The organism is Citrobacter sp. R56 (assembly GCF_016811995.1).
GTDB classification, from domain to species: Bacteria; Pseudomonadota; Gammaproteobacteria; order Enterobacterales; family Enterobacteriaceae; genus Citrobacter_D; species Citrobacter_D enshiensis.
This window is the reverse complement of record NZ_CP069159.1, coordinates 1693493-1712926: the sequence shown is the minus strand read 5'-3', so window position 1 is coordinate 1712926 and position 19434 is coordinate 1693493. Positions and strand designations below refer to the sequence as shown.

Annotated in this window: 15 protein-coding genes; 3 read left to right on the top strand and 12 right to left on the bottom strand. The window is 53.2% G+C overall.

Translation table 11 applies throughout. The annotated features are described in order from the left end of the window. Nucleotides 1–6: 6 nt before the first annotated feature. The 7 genes from wcaD to JM656_RS08055 all read right to left on the bottom strand — a co-directional run bounded on the left by wcaD (nt 7) and on the right by JM656_RS08055 (nt 7628). A complete protein-coding gene (gene wcaD, locus JM656_RS08085; protein WP_203360716.1) occupies nt 7–1218 on the bottom strand; it encodes a colanic acid polymerase WcaD in 1212 nt (403 codons plus the stop codon). Further along, nucleotides 1193–2410, bottom strand: coding sequence for a colanic acid biosynthesis glycosyltransferase WcaC (gene wcaC, locus JM656_RS08080; RefSeq protein ID WP_203360715.1), 1218 nt, complete (start codon nt 2408–2410; stop codon nt 1193–1195). The genes wcaD and wcaC overlap by 26 nt, the downstream gene beginning before the upstream one ends. After that, on the bottom strand, nt 2407–2895 hold the full coding sequence (gene wcaB, locus JM656_RS08075) for a colanic acid biosynthesis acetyltransferase WcaB (protein WP_203360714.1): 489 nt from the start codon (nt 2893–2895) through the stop codon (nt 2407–2409). The genes wcaC and wcaB overlap by 4 nt, the downstream gene beginning before the upstream one ends. 2 nt (nt 2896–2897) lie before the next feature. Further along, a complete protein-coding gene (gene wcaA, locus JM656_RS08070) occupies nt 2898–3740 on the bottom strand; it encodes a colanic acid biosynthesis glycosyltransferase WcaA (RefSeq protein ID WP_203360713.1) in 843 nt (280 codons plus the stop codon). Between the two features lie 134 nt (nt 3741–3874). Beyond that, complete coding sequence (wzc, locus tag JM656_RS08065) at nt 3875–6037, bottom strand: tyrosine-protein kinase Wzc (protein ID WP_203360712.1); 2163 nt, start codon at nt 6035–6037, stop codon at nt 3875–3877. Next, nucleotides 6034–6483, bottom strand: a complete 450-nt coding sequence (gene wzb, locus JM656_RS08060) for a low molecular weight protein-tyrosine-phosphatase Wzb (protein ID WP_203360711.1) — start codon at nt 6481–6483, stop codon at nt 6034–6036. Before wzb ends, wzc begins: the two co-directional genes overlap by 4 nt. 5 nt (nt 6484–6488) lie before the next feature. Further along, nucleotides 6489–7628 carry a polysaccharide export protein gene (locus tag JM656_RS08055; RefSeq protein ID WP_162379960.1) on the bottom strand — a complete coding sequence of 380 codons (1140 nt, stop codon included), beginning with the start codon at nt 7626–7628 and terminating at the stop codon, nt 6489–6491. 687 nt (nt 7629–8315) lie between these two features. On the opposite strand from JM656_RS08055, the gene JM656_RS08050 reads away from it, so the two are divergent. Then, entirely contained in the window at nt 8316–9902 is a 1587-nt protein-coding gene (locus tag JM656_RS08050; protein WP_203360710.1) for a TerC family protein, read from the top strand. A 46-nt stretch (nt 9903–9948) separates the two neighbouring features. Here JM656_RS08050 and asmA read toward each other — a convergent pair whose 3' ends face one another. The 3 genes from asmA to udk form a co-directional block, all read right to left on the bottom strand. Beyond that, nucleotides 9949–11802, bottom strand: coding sequence for an outer membrane assembly protein AsmA (asmA, locus tag JM656_RS08045; protein WP_203360709.1), 1854 nt, complete (start codon nt 11800–11802; stop codon nt 9949–9951). A gap of 26 nt (nt 11803–11828) precedes the next feature. After that, entirely contained in the window at nt 11829–12410 is a 582-nt protein-coding gene (gene dcd / locus JM656_RS08040; protein ID WP_162379963.1) for a dCTP deaminase, read from the bottom strand. Nucleotides 12411–12501: 91 nt separating this feature from the next. Beyond that, nucleotides 12502–13143: a uridine kinase gene (gene udk / locus JM656_RS08035; protein WP_192612745.1), complete on the bottom strand. Its 642-nt coding sequence runs from the start codon at nt 13141–13143 to the stop codon at nt 12502–12504. Nucleotides 13144–13483: 340 nt separating this feature from the next. Here udk and JM656_RS08030 point away from each other — a divergent pair, with 340 nt between their 5' ends. Continuing rightward, the gene (locus tag JM656_RS08030; RefSeq protein ID WP_203360708.1) at nt 13484–16813 is read left to right on the top strand and encodes a diguanylate cyclase; all 3330 of its coding nucleotides are present in this window, start codon (nt 13484–13486) and stop codon (nt 16811–16813) included. Here the strand turns inward: JM656_RS08030 and alkA are convergent. Then, nucleotides 16781–17650 (bottom strand): DNA-3-methyladenine glycosylase 2, encoded by an 870-nt coding sequence (gene alkA / locus JM656_RS08025; RefSeq protein ID WP_203360707.1) that lies wholly within the window; start codon nt 17648–17650, stop codon nt 16781–16783. The genes JM656_RS08030 and alkA overlap by 33 nt on opposite strands. A 134-nt stretch (nt 17651–17784) precedes the next feature. Here alkA and yegD point away from each other — a divergent pair, with 134 nt between their 5' ends. Continuing rightward, nucleotides 17785–19137: a molecular chaperone gene (gene yegD / locus JM656_RS08020; protein WP_203360706.1), complete on the top strand. Its 1353-nt coding sequence runs from the start codon at nt 17785–17787 to the stop codon at nt 19135–19137. 101 nt (nt 19138–19238) lie between these two features. Here the strand turns inward: yegD and JM656_RS08015 are convergent, their stop codons facing one another. After that, nucleotides 19239–19298, bottom strand: a complete 60-nt coding sequence (locus JM656_RS08015) for a type I toxin-antitoxin system Ibs family toxin (RefSeq protein WP_203361243.1) — start codon at nt 19296–19298, stop codon at nt 19239–19241. Nucleotides 19299–19434 lie beyond the last annotated feature (136 nt).

The window sequence follows — 19434 nt, the reverse complement described above, 5'->3', positions numbered from 1 at the left end:
GATGACTCAGACGCTAAGCGCTTTGCGCAAAATAAACGGACACACAATTAAAAATGCATATTCCGGACTAAATATCGAACCGGTAAAAAACAGCGACACCGGCGTAAAAAGATAAAGCTGCACCCGAAAATTCTGATTATCGCCAAACGCATTTAATGTCATTTTTAAGACTTTCCACATGTACCACAGCGTCAATAACACCGCGAACCAGGAAAAATAAATAATCAGCAGATACAACCCATTGTCTATTGTTTTACCGACATCTGCACCGTTAAAAATTCCGAATGATGCAACATATTCATAAAGTGAGCCAAATCTGATAACACCATCAATATGGCTCAACGAATAACCCACCATCACTAACGGACCGATAATACGATAATAGGATGATGAGCCTTCAGTACCTAAATCACCGAGGCGGGTCGAGATGTAAGGAAATGCAAATATCAAACCGACCAAAAATACGGCTAATGAGATTATCGCCAGTGGTAACTTTTTCTTTATCGCGTCCTTATTCAGATACTGAAACGCCCACTCCAGTAAGTAAAACAGAATAAATGTCATTACCCCTGAAAACGATCCTGATAATATTATCCCTGCCAGAATCATAGCATCAGTTTTAGGTGTTTTGATACCAAACTGTTTGATACTGAGCCAAATTGAGATTAACGCCAGAGCAAAAAATGCGGGTTCGAAATACAGTGCTGTCGTTCGCTTACCCCCGAATTTAATAAAATTCAGAACATAGCTATTACTGTAAATAAGATATTTCGAAATTCCTTCCATTAAACTGCTGCCGCCGGTGAGAATGATCTGCGCCATTTCAGCCGCGGCGAGCAACACCACCAGCGCCACCACCAGGTAGAAAAAACGCAGGATCTTACGGTAGTTGTGCGGTGAAATCGTTTTGAAGCGAATGCTCCAGACCATGCCAATAATGATGACGATATAGACAAACAGCAGGGTTGACGTCACGTACTTGCTGGCATCCAGCGACTGACCAAACAGAAAGTTAAACGCCGTCAGCCCTGCCCCTACGCCTAACGCGATCATCAGTTTTTTTATGTTGATGCGTTCCACAAACAACAACAGCAGAACCGGCAGAAAGGTGACGATGGTGATGGGAAAACTTTCGCCCAGCTGCGCAATTTTAACGTTAACCAACAGATAGATAAGCGGCAGCAGCAGATAACTACAGATTCTGATAGAACGAGACATACTCCTCCAGCATCTGATCTCCACTGTACGCCGCACGGCTGCGTTCACGAAACGCGGCCAGCGTGCTCCCGAATACCGCCTTGGCAATCTCTGATTTGCTCAGCTGCACCAGCCGCATTACCTCCTCTTCAGCGAAGGTTTTCCCCCCCGATTTTTGCAAGACTTCCCGCGCGGCCTCGCTGTGGGTCGCGATAACCGGGACGCCAATGGACAGCGCCTCACAGAGGATCAGCGGATAGTTGTCGACCCGGGAGCTGAACAGCAATGCATCCATCTGGTTAAGGGCGCTCATCAGCGTCCCTTTGTCCGTTTCAAAACCGTGGTTGATGACGTTTGCCCCTTCGAATGGCGAAAACTTGCCGAAAGTGTGCAGTTCCACCTTGTCGCCCAGCGCTATCAGCTCGCGTACTAACCGTTGATTTGTTTTGCCGTCATAACGTAAGTCGTGCGCGACAATGGCAATTTTCGGACGCCCCTGGGTTTCAACGACCGGAGACAACGTTGAGAGAATCGCTTCGGTTGCCACATCAATACCGTTATTGATGACCCGGCAACGTCCTGCGCCATACAGACTATTGAACGCCTGTGCCACATGCTGGCTGGGAGAGATAAACTGGCAGCCCAGCGCCAGCATTTCACGAAACAGCTGGCGCTTTTCGTCTACCAGGTCATGTGCGCGATCCACCTTAACCGGCGGATAATTACTCAGCGTTGGGCATTTCTGACAGCCCGACTTCCACCCCTCGCAGCCGTCGGTAAAGGCGCAGCGGCCAGTGACGCTCCAGTGATCGTGCAGCGTCCACACCAGCGTCACGTCGGGCTTGTGGTTTGTAACCTTTTCGCAGAACGCCACCACCTCAGCAAGATTCAGCCAGTAACTGTGCAACACATGAAAATGCAGCACCACGGGGCCAGAAGTGCGGGTTACGCTGCGGTATACATTATTCAGATTGCCGAACAGATCGCGATTGAATACACGAAACAGCGCAATGTTCGCCATCGAGGTCAGACGCGGAGTGTGCTTGATGACGTGCGGATAGTTGTGGTGGCTAACGCTTTTCTTGCCGCCTTTGCCATAGCCGTACACAAAGCGAGAGGTCAGCCCTTTTTGCAGCGCGCGCTGGTGAAGATCTAACGCCACGCCTGCCGCGCCGCCTTCCGCCAGCCGCACATTAAATTGCAGAATGTTCATTTAATGATCCTCACGCGCGCTTTCTCACCCACCACCAGGGCGTTGTCCGGGATGGTGTCGAGTACGACGCTGCCTGCGCCAATCGTCACGTTATGACCAATGGTGATGCCGCCGAGCAGAATGACATTGGCGCCCAGCTCCACACCGTTGCCAATCACCGGGCAGGCCATATTGTCAGCGCCGCGATTACCGATAGTGACGCCGTGGCGAAGGGTAAAATCGTCGCCCGCCACCACGTGTTTGTTAATCACCACCGCATAACCGTGGTGGATGGTGAATCGGCGGCCAATGGTGGCCGCGGCTTGTATTTCATAACCGAAAAAGCCTTCGGTGATGATGCGATACAGCACCAGTACCGGTGCCGCCCACAGATTGTTCAGTACATTCTTTTTGCGCCAGACGGAGCAGAAATGGGCAATACGGTACGCCAGTACCATGCAGCACGGACGCAGGCTCCAGCTGTTTGCGCGTAGATCTTCCAGCATGCTTAGCGCCCCCGCAGTCCGTCGGCCAGCCGTTTGCCGTTACGTACGGATAAGAGCGTCAACAACGTGCGCCATGTCATGCGCTTATTGCGGATCAGATACAACGTAAACAGCTGGTACTTTTTGCTGGCCCGGTCGAATTTGTCTTTGTGCTTGCGGTAAAAATGAAAGTAGCCGGAGAATTTTTTCGGCGATGAGGTGATCTGCATCTCGCCATGATTGATGTGCAGGATTTGCGTCGCCTCTTCCACTTTCCACGGCTCGCCATATTCGACAACCATACGCAGAAAAATGTCATAATCCTGCGCCGCCGAAAGCGACGTATCGAACAGGCACTCTTTAAAACGCCATGCTCCGGTAAACACCTGATTACCAATAATGTTGCGTTTGTAGAACAAACGACGCGAGTACGGCGATTTGGGGTACAGCGGCAAACTGGCAGGCTGTGAGTAAACCTCTCCCTCACAGACATAATCGTTGGCATATAAAAAAGCGTGTGTCACCAGTTGATGCGCGTGTTCAAGGAAGACGCTCAGACGGTTCGGCGTCCATTCATCATCATCATCAATCCCGGTAATGTAGGCGCCATTGGCCTGCATGATGGCCTGGTTGCGCACCGCGCAGGCACCGGAGTTGACGTCGTTGTGAATATAGCGCACCCGAGGATCGTTCAGCCCTTCCACAAATTTCTGCAACTGTTCCCACGAGGTGGAACAATCATCCACGATGATCATCTCCCAGTGACGGTAATCCTGGCGCAATACCGATTTAATCGCCCGAATGGCGAGCTGTTGCCGGTTCCAGGTTGGCATATAAATTGAAATCAATGGGTTGTCTGTTTTCATGCTCGTTTCCAGGGAAGTTTTGCCTGATGGCACAGCGTGTAGGCGGATAAGGCGTTTACGCCGCCATCCGGCAGCTATGCCTGATGGCGCTTTGCTTATCAGGCCTACTGAATTAGCAGGCCACTCACGATTTTTTATTTTGAATCCGACATGTACTCGTATTCGTAGTAGCCATAATCCTGGTACCCGGAAGCCCGGCGGAATATGGAGTTGAGGATCACGCCTTTGACCAGAACCCCATTTTGTTCAAAGCGGCTCAGGCTGGTTTCCACCTCTTTCAGCGTGTTGACGGCGTAACGCACCACCATCAGCGTGGTACCGGCATGACGTCCCACAATCGCGGCATCGGTCACTGCGAGGATTGGCGGCGTATCAATCAGCACCAGGTCATAGTTCGCACTGGCCCAGCGAATCAGCTCGCCGAAACGTTCGCTCATCAACAGCTCGGAAGGGTTCGGCGGGACTTGCCCACGCGGCACGAGATCGAAATGGGGGATAGAGGTCGGCTTGGCACTGGTGGCGACCTCCCCTTTTCCCGCCAGAATATCGGACAGCCCATTCACGTTATTGGTGCCGAGCAGCTCATGGGTGTAGCCCTTGCGCATGTCACAGTCGATCAGCAGTACCCGTTTATGGGTCTGGCTGATGACCGCCGCCAGGTTGGCGCAGACAAACGTTTTGCCGATGGAAGGACTCACGCCAGTGAGCATCAGCACATTATTTTGCGCCTGCATCATGGCGAAGTGCAGACTGGTGCGCAGGCTACGTACCGCTTCAACGGCCAGGTCAGTGGGATTACCCACCGCCAGCAACTGACTCTGCTTATAGCGCTTAACGCCTTTAACGGTTTTGACGTTATCATGCGCTTTTTGCCACTCCGAGAGCGGAATGCTGGCATAAACGCTGATCCCGTTCTCTTCCAGCGCCTGCGGGTTTTCAATCCCCCGATTAAGCAAGGCGCGCAGCAGAACGCCAACGATGGAAAGCATCAGGCCAAGAATAATGCTGCCGAGAATAATCAGCGCTTTCTTCGGCTTCAGCACGCCGGGTTGTGCGATGGCCGGGTCGACAATCCTGACATCACCTACCGTGCTGGCTTCCGTGATTTTCAGCTCCTGCTGTTTATTCAGCAGTTGCATATAGACCTGCTGACCGGATTCCACGTCACGCGTCAGACGGACAATTTCCTGCTGCGTTTTCGGCATCGCCGTCACGCGGCCATTCAGCTTGTTTTTTTCCTCTTCCAGCGCCTTGCGTTTTTCCAGCAATGTGCGGTAAGCCGGATGCACTTTGGTGTACAGCTTGGAGATTTCCGCCTCTTTGAACGTCAGTTCGTTCAACTGGGCATCAATGTTGACCATCGAATCCAGCACCGCTTTCGCTTCCAGCGGTAAATCGACCGAGTCTTTATCCTGACGGAAGGCGTTCAGCTTGTTCTCTACGATGTCCAGACTGTCACGCACTTCAGGCAACTGTTTCGCCAGGAACGCCAGGCTTTTTGCCGCCTCTTCAGATTTGCGCGCAACATTTTGCTCGAGATAGTTGCGGGTGATGCTGTTGAGAATGTCGCGGATCTGCTCTCTGTCTTCCCCGGTAAAACTGAGGCTTAATACGCCCGTATCTTTCCCGTTTTCCGTCACCGTCAGGTTGTTTTGTAACGCGTTGATCATCCCCAGGGTGGAGAATTTCGTCACCGTGAATTCGCTGTCTGGCGCGGCCTGAATCGCGCTAACGTTCAGGGTCACCCCCTCTTTGCTCAGCAATTGTCCCACCTGACCCCGAGCGCTAAAACCGCCATCGCTGGTCAGTTCGTAGCTTTTGTCGTTCAGAACATGCAGGGTAAACACCTGCTCATTCATTGCCTTCGGGCGGGTGAACGTGGTCACTTTTACCGTGTCATTCTGACGCCCCATCAGGCGATCCCACCCGGCGCCAAACAGCGGAAAGCTGTTTTTGGTGACGGCGATATCCAGATCCAGATCGTCTACCGTTTTTCCCAGCACCAGGCGTGACTGAATCAGCTGGATTTCTGCATCTGATGCTGGCGGTTTATTCGACAGCGCCGAGCCAATATCCTGGACCAGTGAGTTACCGTTATTTTGCTCAATCTGCACCAGCGCATCGGCACTGTAGATAGGCGTGGCGAAGAGGGTGTAGATGCTGGCGCACAGCGCAAACGCCGCCGTGATGCCAAGCACCCACCAGCGCGCCTCAATCACGGTCCCCACCAGACGACCGATATCAATCTCATCATTGCCCGTTACGGGTGCCGCAGACTGTTTTACTTTTTCCGTCATTGTTTTCCCTGCCCTGCATTCAGTGCCTGCGCCCACTGGCGGGCAGACCGTTCAAGGAGTGAGTACACCGCTTCAAACGCATCACGACTTTTGCGATACGGATCGGGTATTTCACGTTCACTATCCCAATGACCAAACAACATCACTTTGCCGCGCATCTCCGGCGCTATCTCGCACAACCGGGCAATATGGCGTTTCTCCATGGTCAGAATCAGGTCATAGTCGCGGCACATACGGCCGGAAATCTGACGCGCGCAGTGCCCTTCCAGAGAGAGGTTATGCGCCGCCGCGACGCTGAATGCCGCCGGGTCGGCCCCATGACCAGACAGCGCCCCTAAACCGGCGGAGTCCACCGTCAGCGCGGGGTGATAACTTTTCAGCAAACGTTCTGCCGTTGGGGAACGGCAAATGTTCCCCACGCAGACAACTAAGATTTTGTTAAACATGACGATTACCAGGTGTGAATGTCGCTGGCCGTATCCGTCATGTAACGGACACCGCTAATGGTCGGCAGCAACTGATTGATCAGACGGTTCCAGCGAGCCACCGGCGCGGTCGTGACATACACCACGTCGTAAGGTTGCAGACGGAATTCCGTCGCCATCACCAGAGAGGTGGCATCGGACATATCAAGCTGATAGATATTGGCAATCTTGCCGTTACGCCCGCCCTCGCCTTTCAGCGGACGGATCACAAAGATGCCGCTGGCGTTGGAGGTCGTCAGGTCGATGCCTTCCGCCGTACCCAGCGCTTCGGTCAGCGTCATACCGCTGAAGTCCATTTTGAGGGTGCTCTGTTTCTTCACTTCGCCCATCACGAAGACTTTCAGATCGTCGTTGCGCGGCACAAACAGGATGTCCCCGGGGTACAGCAGTCGGTTTTGGCTGAGATCGCCGTTTTGCATCAGCGCCTGCAGGGAAATGCGCTGCTCCTGCCCTTTATGGGTTAGCACCACATTGCGCCAGTCGGCGGCGTCCGTCAGACCGCCTGCAGCATTGATGGCATCGAGGACGGTCAGAGGAACGTTGGTGATCGCCTGCTGGCCCGATTTATTCACCTGCCCGGAGACATAGGCCTTCTGCGAGCGGAAAGCGGCGATATTAACGTCCACCTGCGGGTCAGCAATATACTTCGCTAAGCGCCCGGTAATATCACTGCGGATTTCACCCAGCGTTTTTCCGACCACGCTGACTTTGCCAATGTAGGGATAAAACATGGTGCCATCGGGCTGCACCCAGTTACCGGCATCGCTGGAGCTACGATATTGCCCCGCTGGCGTGGTCAGTTCCGGGTGGTCCCAGACAGTCACATTCAGCACGTCGCCAGGACCGACCCGGTACTGGTAGCTGGCGATCTCCTGGTCTAGCGACATATTGGGTTGCGCCACGTTGGGTCGCGGGCGTAATTGTTCAACCAAACGCGGGGTTAACGGATAGACATTCACCATTCGGTCGAGATCAAAATCAGCGTCCTGTTGTTTGATGACATCTTTTCCCATCGTAGACATATTGCTGCCCGGAAGTACTGTGCACCCACTGATCAGGGCTACCGACACCAATAATGGCATCAATTTCATTTTGGATTTCATCATTGATTATTTATCACTTTGGTAGAGTAATTATCCCGTGCAATTTAAATAGCGACTTCACCTGTTCATATTTACCTTGCAGTTAATTGACCAGGAATTTAACTGGTATCAGTCCTAAAAAATCGGCTTTCGCCAACAGGCTATTGACAGAATAATTGAGGCTCATCTTCAGGCAGCCAGGCACGCTACCGCCCTTGGCTTTCTAGCTACCAATACACTGATTCACTTATGTTTTTGCAATCCTCTTTATTTTCATATTCTTGCCAACGGAGCAATGTCGCAGAAAATAATAAAGAACAGACAGCGTCTGCTTCGTCGCTGAGGAATATTTTTATTGCCTGGTGGTAATGCATCCGGAATTGTTGCAGCTAACGTAATAGCAGGCAAGGTAACAAGTCCGTACCTCACTCTTTTTAAGATTAATATTAAGACCTGTTTGTTTATAATTTTAGGATTTTATTGATGTTGACAATATTCATTTCAACCAACCATCTGCGATATATCCTAAATATAATTCCGTACTCTATGTGTTCCCTGTGGAAATAGCGTGGTTATTTTGACGTCAATTTTCCGCTGCCACCCGTTGATATAAAAGGAAGAGAAATCGCGTTACGGCATTGCAATTTGGCCCAGCTTTATCCATGATCGAATTGTGACAATTGTCATATAACCAAGGGTATTACTTTTACTATGGAATGGATTGCCGATCCGTCAATCTGGGCCGGACTCGTCACGCTTATTGTGATTGAGTTAGTCCTCGGCATTGATAACCTCGTCTTTATTGCTATCCTCGCAGAAAAACTGCCTCCTGCGCAGCGTGACCGCGCGCGCGTCACCGGGCTTATATTAGCAATGGTCATGCGCCTGCTGCTGCTGGCGTCAATCTCATGGCTGGTCACGTTGACCACCCCTCTTTTCAGCATACATGAGCTTAGCTTCAGCGCGCGTGACCTGATTATGCTGTTTGGCGGCTTCTTCTTACTGTTTAAAGCCACCATGGAGCTGAACGAAAGGCTGGAAGGGAAAGACAGCGATAATCCCACTCAGCGGAAGGGAGCGAAGTTCTGGGGGGTGGTGACGCAAATTGTGGTACTGGACGCCATCTTCTCGCTCGATTCGGTCATTACCGCCGTGGGGATGGTCGATCACCTTGCCGTTATGATGGCCGCCGTGATTGTCGCCATTAGCCTGATGCTGCTTGCCAGCAAGTCCCTGACGCACTTTGTTAACAGCCACCCGACTATCGTTATTCTGTGTCTCAGCTTCTTGCTGATGATCGGGTTCAGCCTTGTGGCTGATGGGTTTGGGTTCCACATTCCGAAAGGGTATCTGTACGCCGCCATCGGGTTCTCGGTGATGATTGAAGCCCTTAACCAACTGGCTATTTTTAACCGCCGTCGCTTTCTGTCCGCAAACCATACCTTGCGCCAGCGCACCACAGAAGCGGTCATGCGCCTGTTGAGCGGGCAAAAAGAAGATGCAGAACTGGATGCACAAACCGCTTCAATGCTGGCGGATCACGACAATCGCCAGATCTTCAATCCGCAAGAACGACGGATGATTGAACGGGTGCTAAATCTGAATCAACGTACGGTCAGCAGTATCATGACCTCGCGCCACGATATTGAACATATCGATCTCAGCGCTCCCGAAGCAGATGTGCGCGCCTTGCTGGAGAAAAATCAGCATACCCGTCTGGTGGTCACCGCAGAAAACGAGCAAGAAGATTTGCTTGGCGTAGTGCACGTCATCGATCTGTTGCAGCAATCGCTGCGCGGTGAGCAGCTCGACCTGCGGGCGTTGATCCGCCAGCCGCTGGTGTTCCCGGAAACGCTGCCGTTGCTTCCCGCCCTGGAGCAGTTCCGTAACGCGCGTACCCACTTTGCCTTTGTGGTGGATGAGTTTGGTTCTGTTGAAGGGATTGTCACGCTCAGTGATGTGATGGAGACGATTGCCGGGAACCTGCCCAATGAAATCGAGGAGATCGACGCCCGTCACGACATTCAGAAGAACCCGGACGGATCCTGGACCGCCAATGGCCATATGCCGCTGGAAGACCTTGTGCAATATGTCCCGTTGCCGCTGGACGAGAAACGTGAATACCACACTATCGCCGGGCTACTGATGGAATATCTACAGCGGGTACCGAAACCCGGTGAAGAAGTTCAGGTCGGCGATTATCTGTTAAAAACGCTAGAGGTCGAAAGCCACCGGGTGCAAAAGGTGCAGTTGATTCCGCTGCGTCATGATGAAGAAGATCTGGACTACGAGGTGTGATGGAAACCGGATGGCACACAAAATGTGGTAGCCATCCGGTCAATGCTTACATCTTATCAAGCAACTGCTTCACGTCTTTACCGTTGCGGCTACCTTTATTGCGATCCGCCCAGTTGTTGAGACGACGTTTCGCTTCATCCTGCATATGTTTACGCAAGACCTGGTCTACTTTTAGGGTGTAATTCAGTGAATCCCAGTTCCCATAAACCCTGAGCGGAACTGGCGTCTCTTGCAGGAAAGTGACCAGGTCACTGTCCCCTGTCCAGCCGTCGAGTACCTGAATATTAAACTCGGTGTCACAGGTCTGATCGATAAGATCCAACGTCCCTTTACCGGAAAGCGCCAGCAGCGAAGATTGCCCCTGCATATCGTTGAGCGTCAGCTCGCCTTTGCTGAGCGTGACATCGCTCTCAAAGTGATCCAGACGCGTGGCGTTATCGAAGCTTTGTTGTGATTGCACATCGCCGCCGTTCCGCTCCACAGCCTGTTGCACCAGCTGTTGGAAGTTCATTCCTTCCATCTGCGTGTCATTCATTTCAACACGCGCCTGACCCTGCCAGCTGTGGCGAAACGCCCACGCATCAATATCCGCGCCCGAGAATTCCCCGGTGAGTGACATCTTCCCGGTCAGAGCGATGGGGTAATTAAAGGCTTTAAGAATGGTGCCAATCTCAACATTCTCAAGACGGGGATGAAATACCGCCTGCGGCTCCTGCGCCCTGGCATCCAGTTCACCCGGCAGCGAAACCAGACCGCCATCGAGTTTCCCTTCTAGCTGGTCGATATTCAGCAGCCCTGACTGATTCGACATTTTGGCGGTAACATCGGTAAATTCCATCCCCCGCCAACGAACATCGGCAGCCTGCAACGAGATATTCGCAGAAAAACTGTGCAAGCCGCTGTAAGCCGGTTCATCTATCCGTGATGAGATCACTGGTCTCGCGAGCGTTGGCTGGCTCTGCCCCTGCTGCGCAATACCGTTTGCGCCTGGCGCCTCTTCAGTGCGTGGGAGAAGATTATCAAGATTGAGCTTGCCAAACTGGAGGTCAATCACCCATTCCGGTTTATTATTGAGCGTTATCTCTGTTTTTCCGGTAAGCGTGCTGTCATTGGCCGTTAAATTAAGCTGGCTAAATGAGAGTTTTTTGTCTTCTTCCTGCCACTGTGCCTGTAATTGCCCTTGTCCCTGAATCCCTTGTTTGGGTAGATCGGCCCCTTGCAATTGCCAGGTGAACTGTTTAATCGATGCCTCCAGATTATGCGGATAATCAGAAGCATCAACCGTACCATTCAGGGCAAGATTGAGATCGCGCTGGTCACGGTTGACGCGTCCGGAAAACTCGAACGAACCGCGATGTTGGGTATCCTGGTCCATTTGCAGGTGGATATCGCGAACCGTGACCTGCTCATCGTTCTCATGCTGGAAAACCAGCACGCTGTCCGCCACGCGTAGACTGGCGATATCAAACGACCAGCCGCGATCTTCGGCGATGTCTGGTAATGTATTGTCTTTTGGCGCAACCGGGGCGTCTTTACCGGGCTTCGCTTCCGACTGCGGGGTCAGTTGGATCACGGCCCCTTTCAGCATCACCTGCTCAACCTTGAGCTGATGGCTCAGGAGCGGCCACAAGGAGACGTCAAGACGCATGTTGTCTGCGCGAATTAACGGCTCACTTGCACCTTGCGCCGTCAAGGTCATCCGCCCGGAGAGGATGCTAAGCTGTGGCCAGACATGCCAACGCAGTGACCCATCCAGTTCGAGTTGATATCCGCTACGCGCAGCAACCTGCTGCACCATATATGCGCGGAAATCATTTGGATTGACCAACATAACTAACGCAGAAAAACCGGCCACCAGCACGACCAGTAAGATCATCAGCGTCGTCAGAAATCGTCTCATGCTATCCTCAATGGATCGGAAAAGGCTTAGTCTTTATCAATCCGACTGGCAACCGCACCTTGTTGATCGCGATACTTCGCATCTTCACGACGATTGTAAGGACGCGCTGCGGGGCCGGAAAGCGGCTCGAAGCTTAGCGCGCCAATCAACATGCCAGGGCGCAGCGCCAGCGGTAATTTCCCGGAATTGTAAAACTCCAGCACAATACAACCCGACCAGCCGGGATCGATACGGTGCGCAGTCACGTGCACCATCAACCCCAGACGCGCCAGCGAAGAACGACCGTCCAGCCATCCCACCAGATCCGGCGGCAGCGTCACAGATTCATAGGTCACAGCCAGCGCCAGTTCGCCAGGATGCAGGAAAAAGGCCTCGCCTTCATCCAGCACGATTTCATCGCTCATCACGCGATCCAGCGCGGCGCTCACTTCCGCTTTAGGACCACTCAGGTCGATAAATGCGGCCGTGTGGCCACTGAAGGTGCGAAACTTATTGCCCAGGCGCACATCGACTGTCGCGCCGTTGATGCGCTCTACAGGAGGACGCGGGTTGATCGACAAACGGCCTTCATCCAGCCAGGCTTCAATATCTCGGTCACACAAACGCATGGTACTTTCTCCTTTTGAGCATCAATCCCTTGACGCATGGTGCGTCAAGGGCGAACCAGGTTATCACTGAACGGTACACAATTCGCTGAACTTATTCAAAGAACTGACTGATTTTCGCTTTCAGAATATCGATAGCGATGCGGTTCTTACCGCCGCGCGGCACGATAATATCCGCATACTGTTTAGAGGGTTCGATAAACTGCAGGAACATCGGACGGACGGTTTTCTGATACTGCGCCATGACCGAATCCATAGAACGGCCACGCTCATTGACGTCGCGTTTGATGCGACGCATCAGGCAGATATCCAGCGGGGTATCAACAAAAATAGAGAAGTTCATCTCTTCACGTAAACGCGCATCCGTCAGCAGCAAAATGCCTTCCAGGATGATGACTTTTTTCGGTTCCACACGAACCGTTTCTTTCATGCGGGTATGTTCAACATAGCTGTACACCGGCAGTTCAATCGCAGTGCCGCGTTTGAGCGTTTGCAGATGTTGAAACAGCAAGCTGTGATCCATCGCGTTCGGATGGTCATAGTTGGTTTTTACGCGCTCTTCCATCGACAGATGGCTTTGATCTTTGTAATAGCTGTCTTCGGGAATAACGCCAATATGTGCATCACCGACTTGTTCACGCAACTCACGATAAAGGGTACTGGCAATAAGACTTTTGCCGGAAGCGGACGCGCCAGCGATACCGATAATGACGCACTGATGAGACTGATCAGTCATAAATTTAGCGACCTGATTAACCTGGATGTTAGGGAGGGCGGCGTAGAAACGCCAAACGCGGCAATTATAGGGATTTCAGGCGCGCGATACCAGTCGAGATAGCAGATGGCGCAGCGCCTGCTAAATTACGCCCCAATATTTCCCTTTCGCAAATTAAAATGGTCAACTTTAAAGCAGGCAGGAAGGTTATTTCCATTCGTAAGGAATTATTAACCTAATCGTGTCATTTTATGAGCAGTTGGCGTATAAATTGTAAATTGTTTGTACTAGCATAACCACAGATAAAAACTGACGCGTCCGGGTGTTCCGTGACGGTACGGGCTATTCGGATAACGCGGTAATGAGTAAACAATTCCAACATGTTTTAGTTACCCTACCCCATCCTCTACTGCGTCTTGTCAGTTTAGGCCTGGTGGCCTTTATCTTTACGCTGTTTTCGCTCGAATTATCGCGTTTTGGTACACAGCTGGCGCCTTTGTGGTTCCCGACCTCCATTATGATGGTGGCGTTTTACCGTCACGCGGGGCGCATGTGGCCAGGTATTGCGCTCTTCTGCTCGCTGGGCAGTCTCGGCGCGGCGTTACTGCTTTTCCCTGACACCTCGCTGAACTTTACCTATACCGCCATTAATATTTTCGAAGCCGTCATCGGCGCACTATTGCTGCGTAAACTTCTGCCCTGGTATAACCCGTTGCAAAATCTTAGCGACTGGATCCGGCTGGCGATAGGCAGCGCGGTGGTTCCGCCGCTGGTGGGCGGACTCCTTGTCTGGTTGCTGGTGCCGGAAGGCACACCGCTGAAAGCATTTCTTATTTGGGTTCTTTCTGAATCCATCGGTGCGCTGGCGCTGGTTCCCCTGGGTTTGCTGTTTAAACCGCATTATTTGCTGCGCCACCGTGACCCGCGTTTATTGCTTGAGACGCTGCTGACGCTGGCCGTCACGCTGGTGCTGAGTTGGCTCTCAATGCAATATCTGCCGTGGCCGTTTACCAGCGTCATCGTGTTGCTGATGTGGAGCGCGGTACGTCTGCCACGTGTGGAAGCCTTTTTAATCTTCCTTGCGACCGTGATGATGGTGTCATTAATGATGGCCGTCGACCCCTCGCTGCTCTCAACGCCCAAAACCCACATCATGGCGAACGTCCCCTGGCTGCCGTTTTTAATGATTCTGCTACCCGCCAACGTGATGACCATGGTGATGTATGCGTTTCGGACTGAGCGTAAACACATTTCTGAAAGCGAGGCGCGCTTTCGCAACGCCATGGAATACTCCGCCATCGGCATGGCGCTGGTCGGTACCGAAGGTCAGTGGCTGCAAGCGAACAAGGCGTTGTGCCAGTTTCTTGGCTATAGCCAGGATGAGTTACGCGCGCTTACGTTCCAGCAACTGACCTGGCCGGAAGATCTCAATAACGATCTTGAACAGCTCAATATGCTGGTTCGCGGCGATATCAACAGTTACTCGATGGAAAAGCGCTACTACACCCGGGAAGGAGAAGTGGTCTGGGCGCTGCTGACCGTCTCGCTGGTGCGCCATAACGATACCACCCCGCTCTACTTTATTGCGCAGATTGAAGATATCAACGACCTGAAGCAAACCGAATGGGTGAATAAACGCCTGATGGAGCGGATCACGCTGGCGAATGAAGCGGGCGGTATTGGCATCTGGGAGTGGGAACTGGAGCCTGACGTGTTCAGTTGGGATAAGCGCATGTTCGATCTCTACGAGCTCCCGCCGCATATCAAACCCTCGTGGCAAGTCTGGTATGACTGCGTATTGCCAGAAGATCGCGATCACGCAGAACGAGTGATCCGGGATGCGCTTACCGCCCGCCGCCCCTTCAAACTGGAGTTTCGTATTGCGGTAAAAGGTGGTGTCCGCCATATCCGTTCACTGGCAAACCGGGTCTTAAATAAAGACGGCGAAGTGGAACGCTTACTCGGCATCAATATGGACATGACCGAAGTCAAGCAGTTGAACGAAGCGCTATACCAGGAAAAAGAGCGTCTGCACATTACGCTGGACTCCATCGGAGAAGCCGTGGTCTGTATTGACGTCGACATGAATGTCACCTTTATGAACCCGGTGGCGGAAAAGATGAGTGGCTGGCAGCAAAAAGACGCAATGGGGGTGCCGCTACTGACCGTGCTGCGCATTACCTTTGGCGACAACGGTCCGTTAATGGAAAATATCTACAGCGCGGACATGTCCCGCTCCGCGATTGAGCAGGATGTGGTGCTGCATTGCCGTACCGGCGGCAACTACGATATCCATTACAGCATTACCCCGCTCAGTACGCTGGACGGCGGTAATATTGGGTCGGTATTGGTTATCCAGGACGTCACTGAATCGCGCAAAATGCTGCGCCAGCTCAGTTACAGCGCATCCCATGACGCCCTGACCCACCTGGCTAACCGGGTCAGTTTCGAAAACCACCTGAAGCGTTTGCTGCAAACCGTTCACGACGCCCGCCAACGCCATGCCCTAATCTTTATTGACCTTGACCGTTTCAAAGCCGTCAACGACAGCGCAGGCCATGCCGCCGGTGACGCGCTGTTGCGCGAGATCTCGGCGCTCATGCTCAGTATGCTCCGTTCCAGCGACGTGCTGGCGCGGCTGGGCGGGGATGAGTTTGGGCTGTTACTGCCAGACTGTAATATCGAAAGCGCCCGTTTCATCGCAACGCGAATGATTAACGCCATCAACGATTATCATTTTATGTGGGAAGGACGCCTGCACCGTATTGGCGCCAGCGCCGGGATAACGCGGATTGACGAACGCAATTATCTGGCAACGGACGTCATGTCACAGGCTGACATCGCCTGTTACGCCTCCAAAAACAATGGCCGTGGTCGCGTCACCGTGTATGAACCTCAGCAAGAAGAGACTCACAAAGAACGGGGAATGATGTCGCTGGATGAGCAGTGGCATATGATTAAAGACCACCATTTGCTGATGCTGGCCCGGGGGGTGGCATCACCGAGGATCCCTGAAACATGCAGTTTCTGGTTGATTTCATTACGCCTGTGGACCCGTGAAGGCGACGTCGTGGAAGAGCAAGCCTTCCGCGCGGGATTGGTGGATCCGGCACTCAATCATGCGCTTGACCGCCGTGTATTGCATGAGTTTTTCCACCATGCGGCCCCGTCGGTTGCCAGCAAGGGGCTGAGCGTCGCCCTCCCCCTCTCCGCCGCCGGGTTAATCAGCGCGACCCTGATCGATGAGTTACTGACTCATCTTGAACTTAGCCCGCTTCCGGCACGTCTGCTGCATCTGGTGGTGCCAGCCGATATCATGATCACACATCCAACTGAAACCGCTTCTGCCATTCAAAAACTGCGCCAGGCGGGATGCCGAATGATTTTCAGCCAGGTCGGTCGCGATCTGGAACTCTTCAGCCATCTGACCCCACACATGGCTGACTATCTGCTGCTTGAAAGTGAACTCGCCACCAGCCTGCACGGGAATTTGATGGACGAAATGCTGGTTTCAATCATCCAGGGCAATGCACAGCGACTGGGGATCAAAACGCTGGTCGGTCCGGTGCAGACGCCGGTTATCATGGATGCGCTTTCGGGCATCGGGGTTGACCTGATTTATGGCGATATCATTGCCGACGCTCAGCCGTTGGATCTGCTACTTAGCACCAGCTATTTCGCCATCAACTGACGGCTGCCAGCCTTCCGTATACCAGATATGCAACAACGCGTAGGAGCGCCAGGGCTTCCAGCGTTCGGCATAGCGCCGAATCTGCGCGGGCGTCATGCCAGGAAAGCGCTGTTTAATCAGATAATCGTCTGGCAAAAAAATGTCCTTTGCCTGCCAGCCGCGCAGCGCGAAGTAATTGGCAGTCCAGCGACCAATACCGGGAAACGTTTGCAGCGCTTTGACACCGAGCTCAATGTCAGGGGGCGGCGTGACCGCTAATGCGCCATTGAGCGTTGCCTGAGCCAGGTGAACCAACGCCTCACCGCGTTTGAGTGGCATCCCCAGCGCTTTAAGCTCGACCGGATCCGCAGCGGCCAGCGTTTCAGGGCCGGGAAAACAGACATAGCCCGCGGCATCCTCCAGTGTCTCGCCATAGCGGCGGGCCACCTTTGCGGTCAGTTTAGCGGCCATCGCCACACTGACCAGTTGCCCCAGTATCGCCCGCACACCCTGTTCAAACGCATCAACAGCGCCCGGCAAGCGTAACCCCGGGCGTGCAGCCCCCAGTTCGCCAAGCGCATCGCTCACCTGCAACGGATCACAGCGAAGATCGAAGAGGCGCTCGATTTTCACCAGACATTCCGCTGCCACGGGCTGTAAACCAGGACTCAAGGTAACCTGCAACGAATGCGTCTGCGGGTCTGGCACCACGGTCAGCAGTCCCCGATGCTCCCCGATAGCCAGACTTCGCACATAGGACGACGCCCCCACGGTCTCCACACCTTCAACCGCACGTGCGGCGAGAAAACCCAACATCCAGGACCAGTCATACGGCGGTTGCCAGCTTAGGGTATACATTGCGACTCCTTTAACGGTGAATCTTCAGCATAAACGGTTTATCCACGTTACGCCTTGCTTTCATATTCCAGTTGTCGGGGCGGCAACATTTCGTTAAAGTCACGCCCCTTCTTCACTGGCATGGGGATTTTTCAGTGTTTATTGGTTTTGATTACGGTACGGCGAACTGTTCAGTGGCCGTTATGCAAGATGGGCAACCACGCCTGCTCCGAATGGAAAATAACAGCACGTTGTTACCTTCTATGCTGTGCGCTCCCACGCGCGAAGCGGTGAGTGAATGGTTGTACCGCCATCACGATGTTCCGGCAACGGATGCAGAAACGCAGGCCTTGTTGCGTCGCGCGATGCGCTACAACCGTGAAGAAGACATTGATGTCAACGCCGGCAGTGTACAGTTTGGACTCGCCTCTCTGGCCCAGTACATTGACGATCCCGAAGAGGTTTACTTCGTTAAATCGCCCAAATCTTTCTTAGGTGCCAGCGGACTTAAGCCGCAGCAGGTTGCGCTGTTCGAGGATTTGGTGTGCGCCATGATGCTGCACATCCGTCTTCAGGCACAGAGTCAGTTACCCGAATCGATAAGCCAGGCGGTCATTGGTCGCCCGATCAACTTTCAGGGATTAGGCGGAGACGACGCCAATGCCCAGGCGCAAGGGATTCTGGAACGTGCGGCAAAACGCGCGGGGTTTGCGGAGGTGGTATTTCAGTATGAACCGGTTGCTGCAGGGCTGGATTATGAAGCCACGCTGACAGAAGAAAAACGGGTTCTGGTTGTCGACATTGGCGGCGGTACTACGGACTGCTCCTTGCTGTTGATGGGCCCCCAGTGGCATCAACGCGCTGACCGCGAAACCAGTCTGCTCGGACACAGCGGATGTCGCGTCGGCGGTAACGATCTTGATATCGCTCTGGCGTTTAAAAACCTGATGCCGCTGCTCGGCATGGGTGGCGAAACAGAAAAAGGCATCGCGCTGCCGATTCTGCCATGGTGGAATGCCGTCGCCATAAATGATGTCCCGGCGCAAAGTGATTTTTACAGCACCGCCAACGGTCGCTTGCTTAACGATCTGGTGCGTGACGCGCGTGAAGCAGACAAAGTGGCGCTGCTGCTCAAAGTCTGGCGTCAACGTCTGAGCTATCGCCTGGTGCGCAGTGCGGAAGAGAGCAAAATTGCTCTTTCCGAACAGCCCCATGTCACCACGTCGCTGCCTTTCATCAGTGACGAACTCGCGGCGGCAATCAGTCAGCAGGGGCTGGAAGCAGCGCTGAACCAGCCACTGGCAAGAATTCTGGAACAGGTTCAACTGGCGCTGGATAACGCACAGGAAAACCCGGATGTGATTTACCTGACCGGCGGCAGCGCGCGTTCACCGCTGCTCAGGAAAGCGCTGGCCGAACAGCTACCGGGAATTCCGATTGCCGGGGGCGATGATTTTGGTTCGGTAACCGCCGGTCTGGCTCGCTGGGCGGACGTGGTTTTTCGCTAATCACCTCGCAAGCTGAATAGCGTGTGGATTGACTTTATCGTTGCCAACGCTTAACGTCAGGAGTGAGGGTAAGGGAGAGGTTTCCCCCTCCCCCTGGTGTCTTAGTAAGCCTGGAAGCTAATGACTAAGAGTATCACCAGTATGATGACTAACCTCATCATAACCCTTTCCTTATTTAAGGCCCCTTCCTCGGGAGGGGCTTTCCCGTTTCAGCGTCCTGCTGAAATGAGTGGCTTACCTCCTTCGCCGTGTCGTCACTTTAACGTAATACCCAGCGCCCTCTCTTTTTGTCGATAA